General features: G+C 50.5%; 13 protein-coding genes. 5 read left to right on the forward strand and 8 right to left on the reverse strand.

What is annotated here, in order from left to right; genetic code table 11:
• Positions 1-3: 3 nt before the first annotated feature.
• From BN4314_RS03755 to dnaK, 5 genes are all read right to left on the reverse strand, one after another.
• Positions 4-618 (reverse strand): HAD family hydrolase, encoded by a 615-nt coding sequence (locus BN4314_RS03755; RefSeq protein ID WP_068539849.1) that lies wholly within the window; start codon positions 616-618, stop codon positions 4-6.
• Positions 618-1,040, reverse strand: a complete 423-nt coding sequence (locus BN4314_RS03760; protein ID WP_021734705.1) for a heat shock protein transcriptional repressor HspR — start codon at positions 1,038-1,040, stop codon at positions 618-620. Before BN4314_RS03760 ends, BN4314_RS03755 begins: the two co-directional genes overlap by 1 nt.
• Positions 1,030-1,983, reverse strand: coding sequence for a DnaJ C-terminal domain-containing protein (locus BN4314_RS03765; RefSeq protein ID WP_068539851.1), 954 nt, complete (start codon positions 1,981-1,983; stop codon positions 1,030-1,032). The genes BN4314_RS03760 and BN4314_RS03765 overlap by 11 nt, the downstream gene beginning before the upstream one ends.
• 105 nt (positions 1,984-2,088) lie before the next feature.
• Positions 2,089-2,928 carry a nucleotide exchange factor GrpE gene (locus tag BN4314_RS03770; protein WP_082911157.1) on the reverse strand — a complete coding sequence of 280 codons (840 nt, stop codon included), beginning with the start codon at positions 2,926-2,928 and terminating at the stop codon, positions 2,089-2,091.
• 12 nt (positions 2,929-2,940) lie between these two features.
• On the reverse strand, positions 2,941-4,848 hold the full coding sequence (dnaK, locus tag BN4314_RS03775; protein WP_068539855.1) for a molecular chaperone DnaK: 1,908 nt from the start codon (positions 4,846-4,848) through the stop codon (positions 2,941-2,943).
• A gap of 462 nt (positions 4,849-5,310) precedes the next feature.
• Here dnaK and yfcE point away from each other — a divergent pair, with 462 nt between their 5' ends.
• The 5 genes from yfcE to BN4314_RS03805 all read left to right on the forward strand — a co-directional run bounded on the left by yfcE (position 5,311) and on the right by BN4314_RS03805 (position 12,077).
• Positions 5,311-5,868: a phosphodiesterase gene (gene yfcE / locus BN4314_RS03780; protein ID WP_068539858.1), complete on the forward strand. Its 558-nt coding sequence runs from the start codon at positions 5,311-5,313 to the stop codon at positions 5,866-5,868.
• Positions 5,869-6,912: 1,044 nt separating this feature from the next.
• On the forward strand, positions 6,913-8,397 hold the full coding sequence (locus BN4314_RS03790; protein ID WP_068539862.1) for a glycoside hydrolase family 32 protein: 1,485 nt from the start codon (positions 6,913-6,915) through the stop codon (positions 8,395-8,397).
• Positions 8,398-8,420: 23 nt separating this feature from the next.
• Positions 8,421-9,719 (forward strand): glycoside hydrolase family 32 protein, encoded by a 1,299-nt coding sequence (locus BN4314_RS03795; protein ID WP_068539864.1) that lies wholly within the window; start codon positions 8,421-8,423, stop codon positions 9,717-9,719.
• 28 nt (positions 9,720-9,747) lie between these two features.
• A complete protein-coding gene (gene gtfA, locus BN4314_RS03800) occupies positions 9,748-11,163 on the forward strand; it encodes a sucrose phosphorylase (protein ID WP_068539866.1) in 1,416 nt (471 codons plus the stop codon).
• 14 nt (positions 11,164-11,177) lie between these two features.
• Positions 11,178-12,077, forward strand: coding sequence for an HAD-IIB family hydrolase (locus BN4314_RS03805; protein ID WP_068539867.1), 900 nt, complete (start codon positions 11,178-11,180; stop codon positions 12,075-12,077).
• A 75-nt stretch (positions 12,078-12,152) separates the two neighbouring features.
• On the opposite strand, the gene BN4314_RS03810 is transcribed toward BN4314_RS03805, so the two are convergent.
• Genes BN4314_RS03810 through BN4314_RS03820 form a run of 3 tightly spaced genes read right to left on the reverse strand, consistent with a single transcriptional unit; the run spans position 12,153 to position 15,531 of the window.
• Positions 12,153-12,959 carry a Cof-type HAD-IIB family hydrolase gene (locus tag BN4314_RS03810; protein WP_068539869.1) on the reverse strand — a complete coding sequence of 269 codons (807 nt, stop codon included), beginning with the start codon at positions 12,957-12,959 and terminating at the stop codon, positions 12,153-12,155.
• 40 nt (positions 12,960-12,999) lie between these two features.
• Positions 13,000-14,523, reverse strand: a complete 1,524-nt coding sequence (locus tag BN4314_RS03815; RefSeq protein WP_068539870.1) for a glycoside hydrolase family 32 protein — start codon at positions 14,521-14,523, stop codon at positions 13,000-13,002.
• Between the two features lie 57 nt (positions 14,524-14,580).
• Entirely contained in the window at positions 14,581-15,531 is a 951-nt protein-coding gene (locus BN4314_RS03820) for a carbohydrate kinase family protein (RefSeq protein ID WP_021734647.1), read from the reverse strand.
• Positions 15,532-15,552: the final 21 nt, after the last annotated feature.

Here is a 15,552-nt window from a genome sequence, read left to right on the forward strand (position 1 = left end):
GCACTAGTATGCGATACCAAGTGTTGTGCTGACATAGTTTTCAAAGGCAGCTACATCGCCGTTATATACATAGCCCGTCATGCCGGCAACTTCTGCACCTGCGCAGTTGTCGGCATTGTCATCAATAAAGAGACAGGTTGTGGGCTCTAATTGATAACGCTCACATAAGGTCGTAAAGATAAGTGGATCAGGCTTCATAATGCGCTCAAACGCCGATACTACAAAGCCATCCATCAGGGGCATACAGGGAATGAGCTCACGAATCTTCCACCAACGAACGCCCGCATTAGACAGTAGAAAGCAGCCATACCCAGCAGCATGCAAGCGTTCTACCTGCTGATTCATAAGCGGTAGAGGCGTATGATGTTCATGCCAGTGCATGCAAGTTTGATGTAGGGGTTCCCACAGTCGCTCGGGCAACTGACGCTGAGCAATCATTTCCATCGTGGCATCACTGATAGTACCCGAATCAAGCAAAGCCCAGCTTGGGTGTAAAAATAGAGCATTACGAATAAGCAGAGCATCCTGATCGTTGTCAACATAGAGATGAGAGTACAGCTCAGGATTAAAATCCATGAGCACGCCTCCCATATCAAAGACAAAGTTTGTGATGCTCACTACCAGTCCTTTCGCTCCCCATCGTCTAGCAAACCACGCATGACTTGTTCGGGGCTACCTCCATCATAGCGAGCGAGTGCTACGATACGCTCTTGCATGCGGAATTCATGTACCTCATCCTCAAGCTCTCGAATACGTGCGCGCATCTCATCGTTTTCATTCGTGAGTGCTTCGGTGCGTTCACGCATGTCGAGGATGCGCACAACGCCCGCCAGATTGATACCCTCATCAGTCAGCTTGCTAATAAGGTTAAGCCGCTCAATATCATGCTGCGAATACAGACGTGTGTTGCCGCGTGAGCGACCAGGATTCACCAAACCCTTTTGTTCGTACACACGGAGGGTCTGGGGGTGCATGCCCGTCAATTCAGCAGCAACGCTAATCATGTAGAGGGGCTTATTTTTGCCGTCACTACGAGACATAGCGCTCAACATCCTTTCGGTATTCACGGTGGTCAGCATCGCGCAAATTCGAAAGTGCTTTGCGCTCATCAGCAGACAAACTTGTCGGAACCTTGATGCGCACGGTCACATAGAGAGCGCCCTTATTATTTTTGCTTTTGACATCAGGTGCACCCATACCACGGAAGCGGAAGGTTTTACCGTCCTGTGTTCCCGCAGGAACCTTAAGACGCACAGTCTCACCTGCCGGAGTGGGAACTTCAACCTGTGCGCCAAGCGCTGCTTCAAAGATAGAAATCGACAGCTCCATGCGCACGTCGGCGCCATCACGCTTCCAAAGCGGATGTTCTGCCACACGCGTTGTCACTACAAGATCGCCACGGGCGCCACCATTGGCGCCAAATTCGCCACGACCGCGATACCGCAATTTCCCGCCATCAACTGCCCCGGCAGGCACTTTAACCGTAAGACTTTGTCGTTCTCCCGTTGAAGGAATGGTATAGCTTACTTTGCGTTGAGTGCCCACAAAAGCTTCTTCTGCGGTCACGCTTACATCTAGCGTAAGGTCACTGCCTTTGGATGGACGATTTTGCGCACGGCCTGCACCCTGTCCATTAAAGATTGAACTAAAGTCAAAGCCGCCAAAAGCGCCATCGCCACCGCGCATGCTGCCAAGAATATCTTCCCAGTTCATGCCGCCGCCATAGCTATAGCTACCTGCAGCGCCCGCACCGCCAAATCCAGCTCCTGGAATACCACCAAAGGTCAAAAGCTGATCATATTCCTTGCGTTTTTGAGGATTGGACAGGGTGGTATATGCCTCGCTGACTTCTTTATATTTAGCCTCATCGCCACCGCGATCAGGATGGTATTTGGCTGCGAGCTTACGGAATGCCTTCTTGATTTCGGCGTCGGAGGCATTTTTGCTCACGCCCAAAACGTCGTAATAATTCTTTTCTGCCATGGCGGAAGCCGCCTCCTTTCATTACATCGTGCTTGCTTGTGCACTGCGCATCTGAAAGATGCCAAATATCGGACACCCGCAAGCAGGTGTCCGACAAAATAAAATCTAAGCCTCACGAGACTCTGCAGCGTCTACATCCACATCAGTCGCCGCATTATCTTCCTTAGCAGAGTCAGGACGTTTAGGGCCACCAAAGGTTACCTGCACCATTGCCTCGCGAATAACCTTGCCACCCATGCGATAGCCGCGTAGATACACTGCAGAAACTGACTCATCGTAGGCCTCTGTATCCTCCACGCGACCCACCGCCTGATGTTCTAACGGATTAAAAGCATCACCTAGAGGGTTAATGACCTCAACACCTGCCTTACCCAAGATGGATACCATCTTGTCGTGGACAGCCTGCACACCAGCAACAAACTGATCAAACTGGTTGTCCTCGGCGTCCTCCTGCGCAGCCTTAGCAGCATGCTCAATAGCACGCTCCATATCGTCTAACACAGGAAGCAGGGAAACCACCAACTTTTCACCTGCACGATCACGCTCGTTAAGTCGCTCCTGAGCAGTGCGACGGCGGAAATTATCCCAGTCTGCCTGAAGTCGCAGCAAGCGTTCAGTGGCATCCGCTGCTTCTTTTTTTGCAGCGTCGATTTCATCTTGGGCGCCATCCAACTTATCCTGCAACTCACTGTGCGCTGCCTCAGCAGCTTTGGCGCGCTCGGCCTCCTTAACGGCAATTTCTTCTTCTGCCGCCTGAGTGCCTGCACGCTTTGCTGCTTCAACGAGAGCCTCTTCGTCCAGCTCGGCCTCGGCGCCCATCTGGTCGTCGTCGACCTCGACTGGAACTTTCACGCCGTTCTCCTTTAGGTCCTGCCCGTTGGGGGCGGGGGCGGAAGTAGTCTCATCGACTACTTCCTCTACCCTCTTTTTTTCCTTCTCGGACATGTTGGCCACCTACTAGTTCTGCTTGTTGTCGTCATCGACAACCTCATAGTCAGCATCAACTACGTCGTCAGCACTTCCACCGTCGGTAGGCGCACCCTGCGCTGTCTGAGCATCAGTTGCGGAGTACACAACCTGAGCCAGATCCTGAGCTGCTGTCTGGAGCTGCTCGCTTGCGGACTTAATTGCATCAATATCAGTACCATCCAAAGCCTTGCGAACAGCGGCGATGCCATCTTCGGCCTTCTGCTTGGTGTCAGCAGGCACCTTATCGCCAAGCTCCTTTAAGGTCTGCTCGGTAGAGTAGGCAAGGGAATCGGCCTGATTGCGTACCTCAATCTCGTCCTTCTTGGCCTTGTCCTCCTCAGCGTGGGACTCTGCATCCTTGACCATGCGGTCAACTTCCTCGTCAGACAGTGCCGTCGAGCCGGAAATGGTGATTTGCTGCTGCTTGCCCGTGCCGCGATCCTTTGCGGTGACCTTGACAATGCCGTTGGCATCGATATCAAAGGTAACCTCAATCTGAGGCACACCACGGCGAGCCATGGGGATACCCGTAAGCTGGAACTTGCCCAAGCTCTTGTTGTCGCGAGCCATCTCGCGCTCGCCCTGCAACACGTTAATCTCAACGGAAGGTTGATTATCTGCTGCGGTGGAGTAGACCTCGGTCTTGCTGGTAGGAATGGTGGTATTGCGATCAATCATCTTGGTCATGATACCGCCCATGGTCTCAACACCCAAAGAAAGCGGGGTAACGTCGAGCAGCAAGATATCGGAAGCACCAGAAGCACCAGAAAGCACGCCACCCTGGACTGCAGCACCATCGGCTACAACCTCGTCAGGGTTAACGGACATGTTGGGCTGCTTGCCTGTCATCTGACGGACAAGCTCCTGAACAGCGGGCATACGAGTAGAGCCACCAACGAGAATAACCTCATTGACCTGAGAGATCTGCAACCCGGCATCCTGAAGCGCCTTGGTAACAGGAGCCTTGCAACGGTCGAGCAGGTCGCGAGTGATCTTTTCAAACTCTGCGCGGGTCAGGGAGTAGTTGAGGTGCTTGGGGCCAGTAGCATCAGCAGTAATAAAGGGGAGATTAATCTCGGCCTGCTGAGCAGAAGAAAGCTCCTTCTTTGCATTCTCAGCTGCATCCTTAAGACGCTGAAGAGCCATGGGGTCATTGCGGAGGTCAATACCGTTATCCTGCTGGAACTTGTCAGCCATCCAGTCAATCACGCGCTGATCCCAGTCATCGCCACCGAGGTGGTTGTCGCCGTTGGTTGCAAGAACCTCAACGACACCGTCGGCAAGGTCGAGCAGGGAAACGTCGAAGGTACCGCCACCTAGGTCAAAGACTAGAATCTTCTGATCGATGTTCTTCTTGTCAAAACCATATGCGAGAGCTGCGGCTGTGGGCTCGTTGACAATGCGCTGCACGTTAAGGCCCGCAATCTTACCTGCATCCTTAGTCGCCTGACGCTGAGCGTCATTGAAGTAGGCGGGGACGGTAATGACAGCGTCGGTGACGGTCTCGCCGAGGGCTTTCTCAGCGTCAGCCTTCATCTTGCCGAGAACCATAGCGGAAACCTGCTCGGGGGTGAAATCCTCACCGTTGATCTCAACAACAGCACGCTGGCCAGCACCAGCTTTAACCTTGTAAGGAACGGTCTTGAGCTCGGAGCCAACCTCGTCATAGCGACGACCCATGAAACGCTTAATGGAAAAGACCGTGTTGGTAGGGTTGGTAACAGCTTGGTTTTTTGCAGCCTTACCGACAATACGGTCTCCGTCGGCACGGAAACCCACGACGGACGGAGTAGTGCGATCGCCCTCGGCGTTCACAATAATAGAAGGCTCGCCACCTTCAAACACTGCCATTGCTGAGTTAGTGGTACCAAGGTCGATGCCAAGAATTTTGCTCATAATACTTCCTTTCCTTCTCTCTCTGCCTAAAGACCGAGAGTTTTAATACATTTTGGTGTCGCCGAGTCGCCGACGCCTTTGCCATACAAGGCAATTGTTCCCGCGTTATCTAATTTTATACATAATCTAAGTCTCTACACATTAGATTTTTTGTATTCATCAATTTAAGAATTCTTAAGCCTCATTTGCTTAAGAAAATATAGCGTTCATTACTCAAAGACAGTCATATTCACGACGCCCCATAATCAAACGACGTCTTACACAAAGGATGCTCGAGTACATGTCTCAAGCGTTCGAAGGACATTCCACTTGCAGGTAAACTACATCTCGCGCAAAGAACGCCCGAAGCCGGGGTAATGGCCTGCAGAAAAAAGGCCGCGCTCAGTTCAAAAGATTGGCTGAGGGATGGGGCTGATTGATGCATACTGAGTAGGACTACTTAAAAGAGAAGGGACACCCACGATGAAGCTTCTCATTGCGTCTGATATTCACGGGGCTGCGGCTTGGTGTAGGAAGTTGATGTCTGCCATTGAACAAGAACAGCCCGACCGTATAGTACTGTTGGGCGACTTGCTTTATCATGGACCACGCAATAACGTGCCCACCGATTATGCTCCGCGCGAGGTTATTGCAATGCTTAACTCCATTGCGACGCAGGTTGTGGCGGTCCGCGGTAATTGCGAGGCCGAGGTCGACCAGATGGTGCTGGATTTTCCCTGTCTTGCTGAAAGTGCTGTGATTTTGGATAGTACCGCCGAGGGTAACTTACATGAGCTATTCCTCACCCACGGCCACATTTGGGGCGCTGGACGAGATAATTCTATCGACCGCCTCCCACCTCTGCCGGCACACACCAGTCTCGTCTATGGCCACACCCACATTAAAGCAAACGAAGCCAGTGCAAAACGTCCCGATCTATGGCTATTTAATCCCGGCAGCATTGGTATCCCCAAAGACGGAAGCCACAGCTATGGTCTCTACGCAAATGGACACTTTGAACACCGTATTTTGAACGACTAGTTAAATTCCAGGCCTGCAGCAGGCCCACCCTTCCAAACCTGCAACAGATCCAACCTTCCAAACCTGCGGAAGACCAACCCTTCCACACTTGCAGAAAGTCCAACCTTCCAAAGCTGCAACATCCCCAATCGCGAGACTGAAAAAATAGAGACGCTCAGAGGCCGTTTGAGGCGTCTAAAAATACTTGTGTGATGTTTAGTACCTCAACACAAAAAGCTTTAAAGGTGGCCTAACACCACGGTAGAGAAATTTGACTCAAAAACACCCCTTTTGAACTGCAGTTTTACACGTGCTTATACTCAGCAGGATACAAACGAGACAAAATATTGCATGGCTAAGCAGCGCTTTCTTGGGTCCTGATAAAAGCTGTTTTCATTTTTTAGCCCCAAAAACATCCACACTATTCTTATTTAAGTTTATAAAACTGCAGGTTGAGATATAAATATATAAATAAACACTAGAATAGTGTGGATGTTTTTTTACTCGTTTATCGTGATTAAAGCTATATCCTCTTTGTCACATGCATCTCGTCTGCATATGACTTCCCCACACACTTCCAAAACACGCATTTCACCCTCGCACATCTAGACTTTACACAGTTAAGCCCTCCATACCTAAACACCCTACACTTAAGGAATAGTTAGTTTGTTGGTTGGTTAGTTAATATTTTTGGCCCCGTGGAGTCCTTTTTGTCCACGTTCCTACCAAAAAGAGCTCCTCGGGGATTGTGCGCGATGCACGCGGTGAGCGAATGCACACGATTGACATCGTCCCTATGATTCGCGCCATCTATGCCGTTTGCGACACCCTTGCGCTTCGTAGCACATATGTGGTGTCTTCTACCTGTGCGCCCTACAGCATTTACGTGGTTTACGCTGACCACTTTATTTATTCAATGCGAGCTTCTAACCACTCGCACAATCTAGGTACCATTCACCGTCATTTGCCTTAATATGGAATCGTTCTCAGATAGGATTGTGTGCAAGTATATCGATAAGTCGCCAATGCCCCTAAAGCTCGGCGGCACATGGAAAGGACCCCCGCATGAGTGATGAATCTTGGCGTCCCAAACTCCACCTTGCCCCCTATAAAGGCTCAATCAGCGACCCCAACGGTCTCTGTCAATTTCGCGGAACCTACCATATCTGCTGCCAGAACGCCCCTGAGTATCCTGGCAACTTCGATAGCCCTCATGGCTGGGGACACTACGTCAGCCGCGACCTCATAAACTGGGTCTTCCTCGGCTGCCAAGTCATGCCCGATTGCCCTTCTGACAAAGACGGATCCTATTCTGGTGGCGCATATATCGCCACACCCGCAGATGGTGCCGAGCACGACGGCGAAGTCTGGTACTACTACACTGGCAACGTCCGTCTACCCGAAGGTGATGGCACACTCTCGGGTCGCCTTGCCAACCAAACGCGCATGCGTAGTTACAACGGCATCCACATGGGTCCCAAGGAAGTCATCCTCGACAACTCTGACTACCCTGCCTATTGCTCCAATCACGTTCGCGATCCCAAAGTTTGGAAGCAGAACGACTCCCTTCATATGCTCCTTGGCGCGCGCACGTGCAATGATAGCCGCGGTGCCGTGTTGTGTTATCACTCCGATAATGGCGTACATTGGGAACTCGAAGGCTCTGTCACCAATACCGACAGTGAACCATTTGGCTATATGTGGGAGTGCCCCGACCGCATTACTCTGACCGACACGCAGGGCACGGTTCACGAGTTTCTTGCCACGTGCCCACAGGGCACAGACGAGCTTGGCCTGCCCTACATGCTTCAAAATGTGCACGGCAATGGCTACTTCCCTATTGATGGATCGCTCTTGGATCTGTTACACCAAGACCATGAGCTCATGCGTGCACAGGCACCACACCCTGCTATCGATCAAACCACTTTTGTCGAATGGGACCACGGTTTTGACTACTATGCGTGTCAAAGCTTCATCGATGACAAGAACCGCACACTCCTCATAGGTTGGATGAGTCTCCCTCACGACAAAAATGATGTTCGCCCCTACGACAACCCCACGGATACGTGGCGCGGCTGCCTAACGGTTCCCCGCGAACTCACGCTCAATGCCGAGGGGCACATCCTACAAAATCCTGTTGCTGAAATCGACTCTCTCCGCGGTGAATTTGTCCCCTTTGATGGTGCAAGCGCAACCATCCCCAAAGTTTCCGACCTCGTAATCTCCTCTATTGCAGGCGATGGCACACTCCGCTTTGATGAGGCACTCGAGCTGCGCTTTTCCAACGGCGAAGCGGAGCTCATCTTTACTGACGACACCGTGGGCCAAGGTCGCAAAGTCCGCCGCACCAAGGTTGACGCCCTCCATGACATCCGAGTCATCATGGATACTTCCGTCTTTGAAATCTTTATCAATGGTGGCGAGACTGTTTTTGGCACCCGCTACTTCACCGAAGCAGACAGTGTCCACGTCAGCATGGATTTTCCTGAGGCTCAAGCCTGCTGGTATCCCATGTCTCCCATCAGCATTAATTACGTCGTAGACCGTTAGACATTAAAGTTTAGAGGGCTCACATGCAAAGCATCAACTTTCATACGCAGCGTGGTTGGATAAACGACCCCAACGGTTTCATCTACTACAAGGGTGAGTACCATCTCTTTTACCAATACTTTCCCCATGCAACACAGTGGGGCACCATTTGCTGGGGTCATGCCATTAGCCCCGATCTCGTCAATTGGGAACAAAAAGATATTGCACTCTTTCCTTCAAAGCCTGCTGATCAAAACGGTTGTTTTTCGGGCAGCGCCGTCGAGAGTGGTGGCAAACTACGCCTCTTTTATACTGGTGTGCACTACGATGAGTTTGATCCCGAGAATATCAATAAATGTATTCCTGATTGTTTCACCTCAGCACAACTCACCATTGAGTCATCCGACGGGCAAACCTTCAACAACTTTGATGACAAGCATGTCATCATCCCGCCCATTGATGACCCCGAACTCGGAGACGCCACTCATACGCGTGACCCAAAAGTATGGCAAGGCACGGATGGTTGGTATCTCATACTGGGCAGTAATGTACATCGCAAACAGGGAGAAGTCCTTTTTTACAAGAGTCGCGACCTTATGAACTGGGAGTATGTGGGTCGCACGCTTATGGATCCCCAGCTAGGCTGGATGTGCGAGTGTCCCGACCTCTTTGAGGTTGAGGGTGGCACCGTATTACTTGCATCATTAATGGGCTATGAGGGTGGCAAGGACGACCAAAGCGTTTGCTTTGTTGTTGATTACAACAAAGACGATTGCTCAATTAACTTTACGGGAGAGCGCCGTCTTACCGATTATGGCCATGATTTCTATGCCCCCCAAACCACTACTGATGCTACAGGTCGTCGCGTAATGGTGGGCTGGATGCGCATGCCCGAACCCATCGACAATCAGTGGATTGGCATGTTCACCGCTCCACGTGTCGTCGAGGTTATCGATGGTCACACATACTTCCGCCTGCACCCCAATATCCGTCGTGCACTAACGCAGCGCACCAATGCACCCGCGTGTCACCGCCCCTACCTTTTTGGTACGACCCTGCGCGAAGGCGATCATATCGACATTGGTGGCTTGCGCGTATGGCAAGATAAAAACCGCATTCACGTTGACCGTAGCAAGGTGTATCGCCCACGTGAAAACTTTATGCACATGCACTCCGAAACGCCCGAGGTTGGCCCCGAGAACAAGATTGAGATGCTGTTACATGGCCATATTGTTGAGATATATGTTAACGACGGCGAATATGTCATCAGCAACATGGTCTACGGATTAGGAAATTCGCTGTCAACCAACTCGTCAGCTGACTTCACCATTTTGGGTCTTTAGGATAAGCAAAACAGCTATAGGGAGTCCTATGAAGTTCGAAAACAAAATCATGCTCATCACCTACGCCGATAGTCTCGGTGAAAATCTCCAAGATCTTGAGCATGTGCTTACTCAGTATTTTGACAAGGCTGTTGGCGGGGTGCATATCTTGCCCTTCTTCCCCAGCTCTGCTGACCGTGGTTTTGCGCCTATGCGCTACGACATCGTCGATCCTAAGTTTGGTAGCTGGGATGATGTGCGCCGTATAGGCGAGAGTCGGTATTTGATGTTTGACTTTATGATTAACCACATCTCCCGCCAGTCGCCCTATTTCCAAGACTTTTTGGAGAAGAAAGACGACTCGGAGTTTGCCGATTTCTTCATCCGCTACAAAGACTTTTGGCCAGGAGGAGCCCCTACCCAGGAGCAGATTGATGCCATTTACAAACGCAAGCCTAAAGCTCCAAGCATCGTGGCAGAATTTGCTGACTGCAGCAAAGAGGATGTCTGGTGCACGTTTGGCGAGGAGCAAATTGACATCAACATTCGCTCTGAGCGCGCTCAGCGCTTTTTCCGCGAAACCCTCGTACATATGGCCCAAAATAATGCATCCATCATTCGCTTAGATGCCTTTGCATATGCCGCCAAACAAGCAGGAAGTAACTGCTTTTTTGTTGAGCCTGACACCACTAGACTGCTTCAAAGCATGCAAGAGGTGCTTGACCCATACCAAGTCATGGTGCTGCCTGAAATTCATGAGCACTACAGCATTCAGATGCAAGTTGCCGATAAGGGATACTGGATTTACGACTTTGCTCTACCCGTACTGACTCTGCATGCTCTCTACTCCGGCAAGGGTAACTATCTTGCTAATTGGCTCAAAATGACTCCCAAGCACCAGTTCACCACCCTTGATACCCATGATGGCCTTGGCATTGTTGATGTCAAGGACCTGCTTCCTGACGAGGCAGTTGACTACACCAAAGAAAAGATGTTCTCCGAAGGTGCCAATGTAAAGAAGGTATACAACACCGAGGCGTACAACAATCTTGACATTTATCAGATCAATACCACCTACTATTCGGCGCTGGGTAACGATGATGATGCGTATCTGCTTGCACGCGCAATTCAGTTCTTTGCACGTGGCGTACCCATGGTCTACTACGTAGGTCTCCTTGCAGGTAGTAATGATATCGAGCTACTCGAATCTACCAAGGAAGGTCGCAATATCAATCGCCACTATTACCGCGTCGGTGAGATTGAACATGAGGTAGAGCGCCCTGTTGTACGCAAACTGCTCGAGATGATGGAACTGCGCAATACTCATCCCGCTTTTGATATCGAAGGTGAACTCGAAGTGAGTGCAACGGAGGATAAGCTTTGCATCCGCCGCAGCTCAGGCGATGCTTGGGCTCAACTTACTGCCAACTTGACCACGCACAGCTTTGAGATTTCGCATTCTTAGCAAAGGAGCAGTACATGCTACCCGCAAACTCGCACAATCTCCAAGGTATTGGTGCGGCATTTTACGACCTAGATGGCACTATTTTGGATTTAACCTACATCTCTCAGCGCACCATTGCTGCAATGGAAGCAGTGCATGCGGCAGGTTGTGTCAACGTGATCTCCACGGGTCGTAACTTTCCCATCGTGCCCGATGTGGTTAAACTTCCCTGCATTGACTACTACGTCACCGTCAATGGTGGGCAAATTCTTGATGCGGATGGCAATCACCTGCTAAGCAAAGCAATTCCCCGCACTATGGCACTTGAGCTGACACATTGGCTACATTCCCGCGGTGCGGGCCTCAATGCGCTCACCTCAACAGGAGCTTATTTTGAAAATCGCCTCGTATCCTACATGACCCAAGCGGTACATCGCATCGACAGCGAAAGTACCTTAAGCGATGAGGGTCTTAGCGATGAAATCACAAGCCAGCCCAATCGTTTTACCGTCGAAGACATCGAAGCTCAAATCCTGGCAGTTGATGACAAGACGAACTTTGTCGAAAAAATGGGAGCCTGCTTTGACACAGCAACAGAACTTGCTTGCAATGTGGCCGAGCTCGAGAAGCGCGGTGATTTGCAGATTGCCACGGTAACTCCCACAGAAATTGAGATTACGCTCAAAGGTGTTGAAAAGGGTTCTGGCATCGAATGGATACGCAAGGAGCTTGGCCTCAACAAGTCCCAACTTGTAGCTTTTGGTGACTCGGGCAATGATTTGCCTATGGTGCCTTATGTAGGTACCTTTGTGGCGGTACGCAATGCTTCTGATGAAGTCAAAGCTCAGGCCACGTGTATCGTCGATAGCATGTGGGAAGACGGCGTTGCCAAATGGCTCGAGCACGCGCTTGAAGGCAAGTGGTACGAAGTCTAGCATCACCATACATAACGATAAGAAGGGTGCTGCATATTTCTGCGACACCCTTCTTTTTACGGTTAAATTGAGAGATTAAAGTTCAAAAAGTTTAGCAAGGGTACGCGCGACACCGGACTCATCATTGGTCCACTCGATGACATCAGTCGCCGCTGCCTTTACTGCAGGCACCGCATTTGCCATAGCAAAACTTCTGCCAACAGCCCCAATCATATCCAAATCGTTATAGCCATCACCAAAAGCAACTGCGTCATCAGAAAGCAGGTCAAAATGCTCACACAAACGAGCAACACCTGCTGATTTCGATGCGCGCTTGCTCATGATTTCACAAAGCGTCTCACTAGAGCGAACCACATTGAGATCGGGATAATGCTCGCCCACACTCTGCTCTGCTGCGCAGATATTATCAGGGTCGCCCATCAACAAAAACTTATGGACGCCTGTAGCAGAAAATATCCCCTCGATATCGGTCGATGCACGTGCACAAGCATGTATGAGTTTTTCTTCGTGTTTCACACGAGGATCGTCAGGATTGGCCACAACCCACTCATCAAATCCGTAGGTATTTACGCATATATTCGGTAAGCTCTCCGTAAGATAGGCATAAATCTCCCGTGCTTCGTCTATAGGGATGATTTCACTCGCAAGAGTGCGCCCCATCTCGTCCAACACATACGCCCCTGAATAACACACAATCGGTCCTTCAAAACCCAAGCTCCGTTGAAAAGGACGGAGGCCCTGAGGTGGACGAGCAGACACCAAACACACAGGTACACCCATAGCAACGAGCGCTTGAACAACAGGCGCATCTGCTGCTATGGGCTGATGATCTTTATCTGCGAAAGTACCGTCAACATCAGAAAAAACAATTTTTGGCTTCACGGCTTAGCTCCTTATAGCGCAAACCTTAGCTATCTGGAGCTTACCCAACATTTGCAAAGCCAAAAGCACCCATCTCCCACGCCGAGTACTGGGCCTGTAAAGTTGATGTCACGTATAGGTTTTTAATATCGAGGGGATACCAGCGCGTAGTCATGGTCTTTTCCCCACCATTGATATAAATCTCAATGACCGAGGTATCCACCAAAATACGCAAATCGGTAACACGACCCGCACTGAGGGCAGAAAGTGGTAGACGACGGTTGGTGCGCCAGCGCCCCGACGGACTTTGGAAGTCCAGCTCAAGCATATCCCCATGCAAGAAAAGTTCCAAATCAGAGCCAATAATCACACGACCCTCACCTTGGATAGCTTCAATTAACACATCGGCTGTGCCATTGGGGAAGTATGCAGCTTGTGCACCTGTTACATCAAACATATCGCAAACCGTCTGCGAACCAACATAGCCCGTAGCCCCAGGAGCTGCTTCTGCACTAAATTCCACAGGATCCTCGCGCAGTGCCTCAGTTTCCTTAACAGGCCAAAAGCACACCCGACCTGCTTCATTCAGCGAAAGTTCACGTGGTAGAGTCAGCGTATGCATCCACTCGCGCGTTGGCGTCTCATACTGAAACTCGATGTCTGGCAGGCCAATCCAGCCTACGTAGAGCACGCGCCCCTGTTCATCTTCAAAAATCTGTGGACAATAAAAATCAAAACCATAATCCGTTTCGACAAAATCATTCTCATCAAAGCAGGCATACGGTTCCGTTGCATCCATCTTGTCCGCATCTTGGCTAAGCAAATCAATGACCTTGCCATCCACAGAGAAGTAACCGCAGTTGTGAATGTTTTGATACTTAAAAGGCTGCTTGGGGACACCTTGAGGGCAAACGAAAAGAAACTCGCGATTCCCTAGACGCGCTACATTAGGGCACTCCCACATGTAGCCAAAACCACTTTTGCTATAGGCCGTTGCTGAGCCTTCTAGCTCCCATGTATAACCATCGCTTGAACGATAAAGCAAAACCGCTCCACGGCTGTCCATTGTGCGCGCACCCAGCAACATGTGCAAAAAACCGTCCTGTTCCCACACTTTGGGATCACGCACATGATTGGAACAATAGGCAGGATAGCCCGCGTTGTCGAGCACACAGACCTTCTTGCTAAAATTATTACCGTCCTCAGAAATGACGAGATTCTCGTTGGCTAGACGTCCGGCAAAGTCATAGTCATAATCGCCAGGCTCAAGCACGTTGCCTGTGTAGTAGCACCAAAGCTTACCGTCTTTGACGAGTGCAGAGCCAGAATAGGCACCATTGCGGTCAAGCTCGCAATCGGGGCGAATCACCTCACCATGGAAGGTCCAATTAATGAGATCCGTGCTTGTCCAATGACCCCAACCGTGGCCGACTGCGGGCCACCTTGGTGTGTATTGGTGAAACCAATGATATACACCATTGAGCTGTGACAAGCCATTAGGATCAGTTAAACCGCCTGTAGGAGTTTGCAGATGGAATCTCAAACGCCAATTATGCTTAGGGTTCCAGTTGATATCTACAGCCATGGTGCGCCCTCGATTCGGATATAGCGTATATACAAAAGTGCTGGTACTCCATAGAGCTTAGGTAAGCACCTCAAGCACTTCGGCACGCTCAGGCATCGCAGGGATACCACCACGCTTGCGAACACAAAGTGAAGCTACCGCATTGCCCATACGAGCCATCTTCTTTGCATCGTCGAGCATAACGTCTGCAGGAGTCAAACCACTCTCTAAGAAGGCAGCAAGGAAGCCTCCCCAGAATGAATCCCCCGCTCCTGTGGTGTCCACAGCTTCGGTTTTGAATGGAGGAACCGTAGCTACACCGTCTTTGGTGCATACCAATGCACCTTCAGAACCTAGGGTTACACAGCATACGTCAACATTGCCTGACACAATCTTTTTTGCGGCCTCCGCAGGGTCAGCAATATCGGTTAATAGTTCGCACTCGTTGTCACTCATTTTCATAATGTCCATGTAGGGCAACACAGCACGCATCTGCTCTATAGCAGCAGAAACACCAGGCCAAAGGTTGGCGCGATAATTAGGATCGTAGCTCATCACACAACCAGTAGCCTTGGCAGTCTCCAGCGCTGCAAAGGTGGCAGCACGAGCGGGTTCGTCGGTCAGTGAGAGCGATCCGATATGAAAGATTTTGCTCTCTTCGATAATCTGAGAATGCACCTCTTCTGCAGAAATTTGCGTATCTGCCCCGGGCTTACGCGCAAAGGAAAAAGAGCGGTCTCCTTGCTCATCAAGCGCAACAAAAGCCAGCGTCGTGAAGTAATGAGGGTCCACCAAAAGACCGTGTACATCAATATTGTTGGCTACCATCGTAGCGCGCAAAAACTCGCCATGCATATCGGCGCCAACTTTGCCCAAAAAGGCGGTCTGATGTCCTAGACGCTGTAGTGCTACTAGCACATTTGCAGGAGCGCCGCCAGGATTGCGTTCAAAGAGTTTTTGACCAGCGTCAGAAATACCTGCGTCCGTAAAGTCAATAAGTACTTCACCGAGGGCAGTAACATCAATCATGACGTGCTCCTTTTTTAAGAG

Origin of the sequence: Olegusella massiliensis, from assembly GCF_900078545.1 — a bacterium.
GTDB lineage: Bacteria > Actinomycetota > Coriobacteriia > Coriobacteriales > Atopobiaceae > Olegusella > Olegusella massiliensis.

What these genes read in the sequence shown, in the direction of transcription:
- BN4314_RS03760 (WP_021734705.1), bottom strand. Translation starts at nt 1,040, where the DNA reads ATGTCTCGTAGTGACGGCAAAAATAAGCCCCTCTACATGATTAGCGTT.
- BN4314_RS03765 (WP_068539851.1), bottom strand. Translation starts at nt 1,983, where the DNA reads ATGGCAGAAAAGAATTATTACGACGTTTTGGGCGTGAGCAAAAATGCC.
- BN4314_RS03770 (WP_082911157.1), bottom strand. Translation starts at nt 2,928, where the DNA reads ATGTCCGAGAAGGAAAAAAAGAGGGTAGAGGAAGTAGTCGATGAGACT.
- dnaK (WP_068539855.1), bottom strand. Translation starts at nt 4,848, where the DNA reads ATGAGCAAAATTCTTGGCATCGACCTTGGTACCACTAACTCAGCAATG.
- yfcE (WP_068539858.1), top strand. Translation starts at nt 5,311, where the DNA reads ATGAAGCTTCTCATTGCGTCTGATATTCACGGGGCTGCGGCTTGGTGT.
- BN4314_RS03790 (WP_068539862.1), top strand. Translation starts at nt 6,913, where the DNA reads ATGAGTGATGAATCTTGGCGTCCCAAACTCCACCTTGCCCCCTATAAA.
- BN4314_RS03795 (WP_068539864.1), top strand. Translation starts at nt 8,421, where the DNA reads ATGCAAAGCATCAACTTTCATACGCAGCGTGGTTGGATAAACGACCCC.
- gtfA (WP_068539866.1), top strand. Translation starts at nt 9,748, where the DNA reads ATGAAGTTCGAAAACAAAATCATGCTCATCACCTACGCCGATAGTCTC.
- BN4314_RS03805 (WP_068539867.1), top strand. Translation starts at nt 11,178, where the DNA reads ATGCTACCCGCAAACTCGCACAATCTCCAAGGTATTGGTGCGGCATTT.
- BN4314_RS03815 (WP_068539870.1), bottom strand. Translation starts at nt 14,523, where the DNA reads ATGGCTGTAGATATCAACTGGAACCCTAAGCATAATTGGCGTTTGAGA.
- BN4314_RS03820 (WP_021734647.1), bottom strand. Translation starts at nt 15,531, where the DNA reads ATGATTGATGTTACTGCCCTCGGTGAAGTACTTATTGACTTTACGGAC.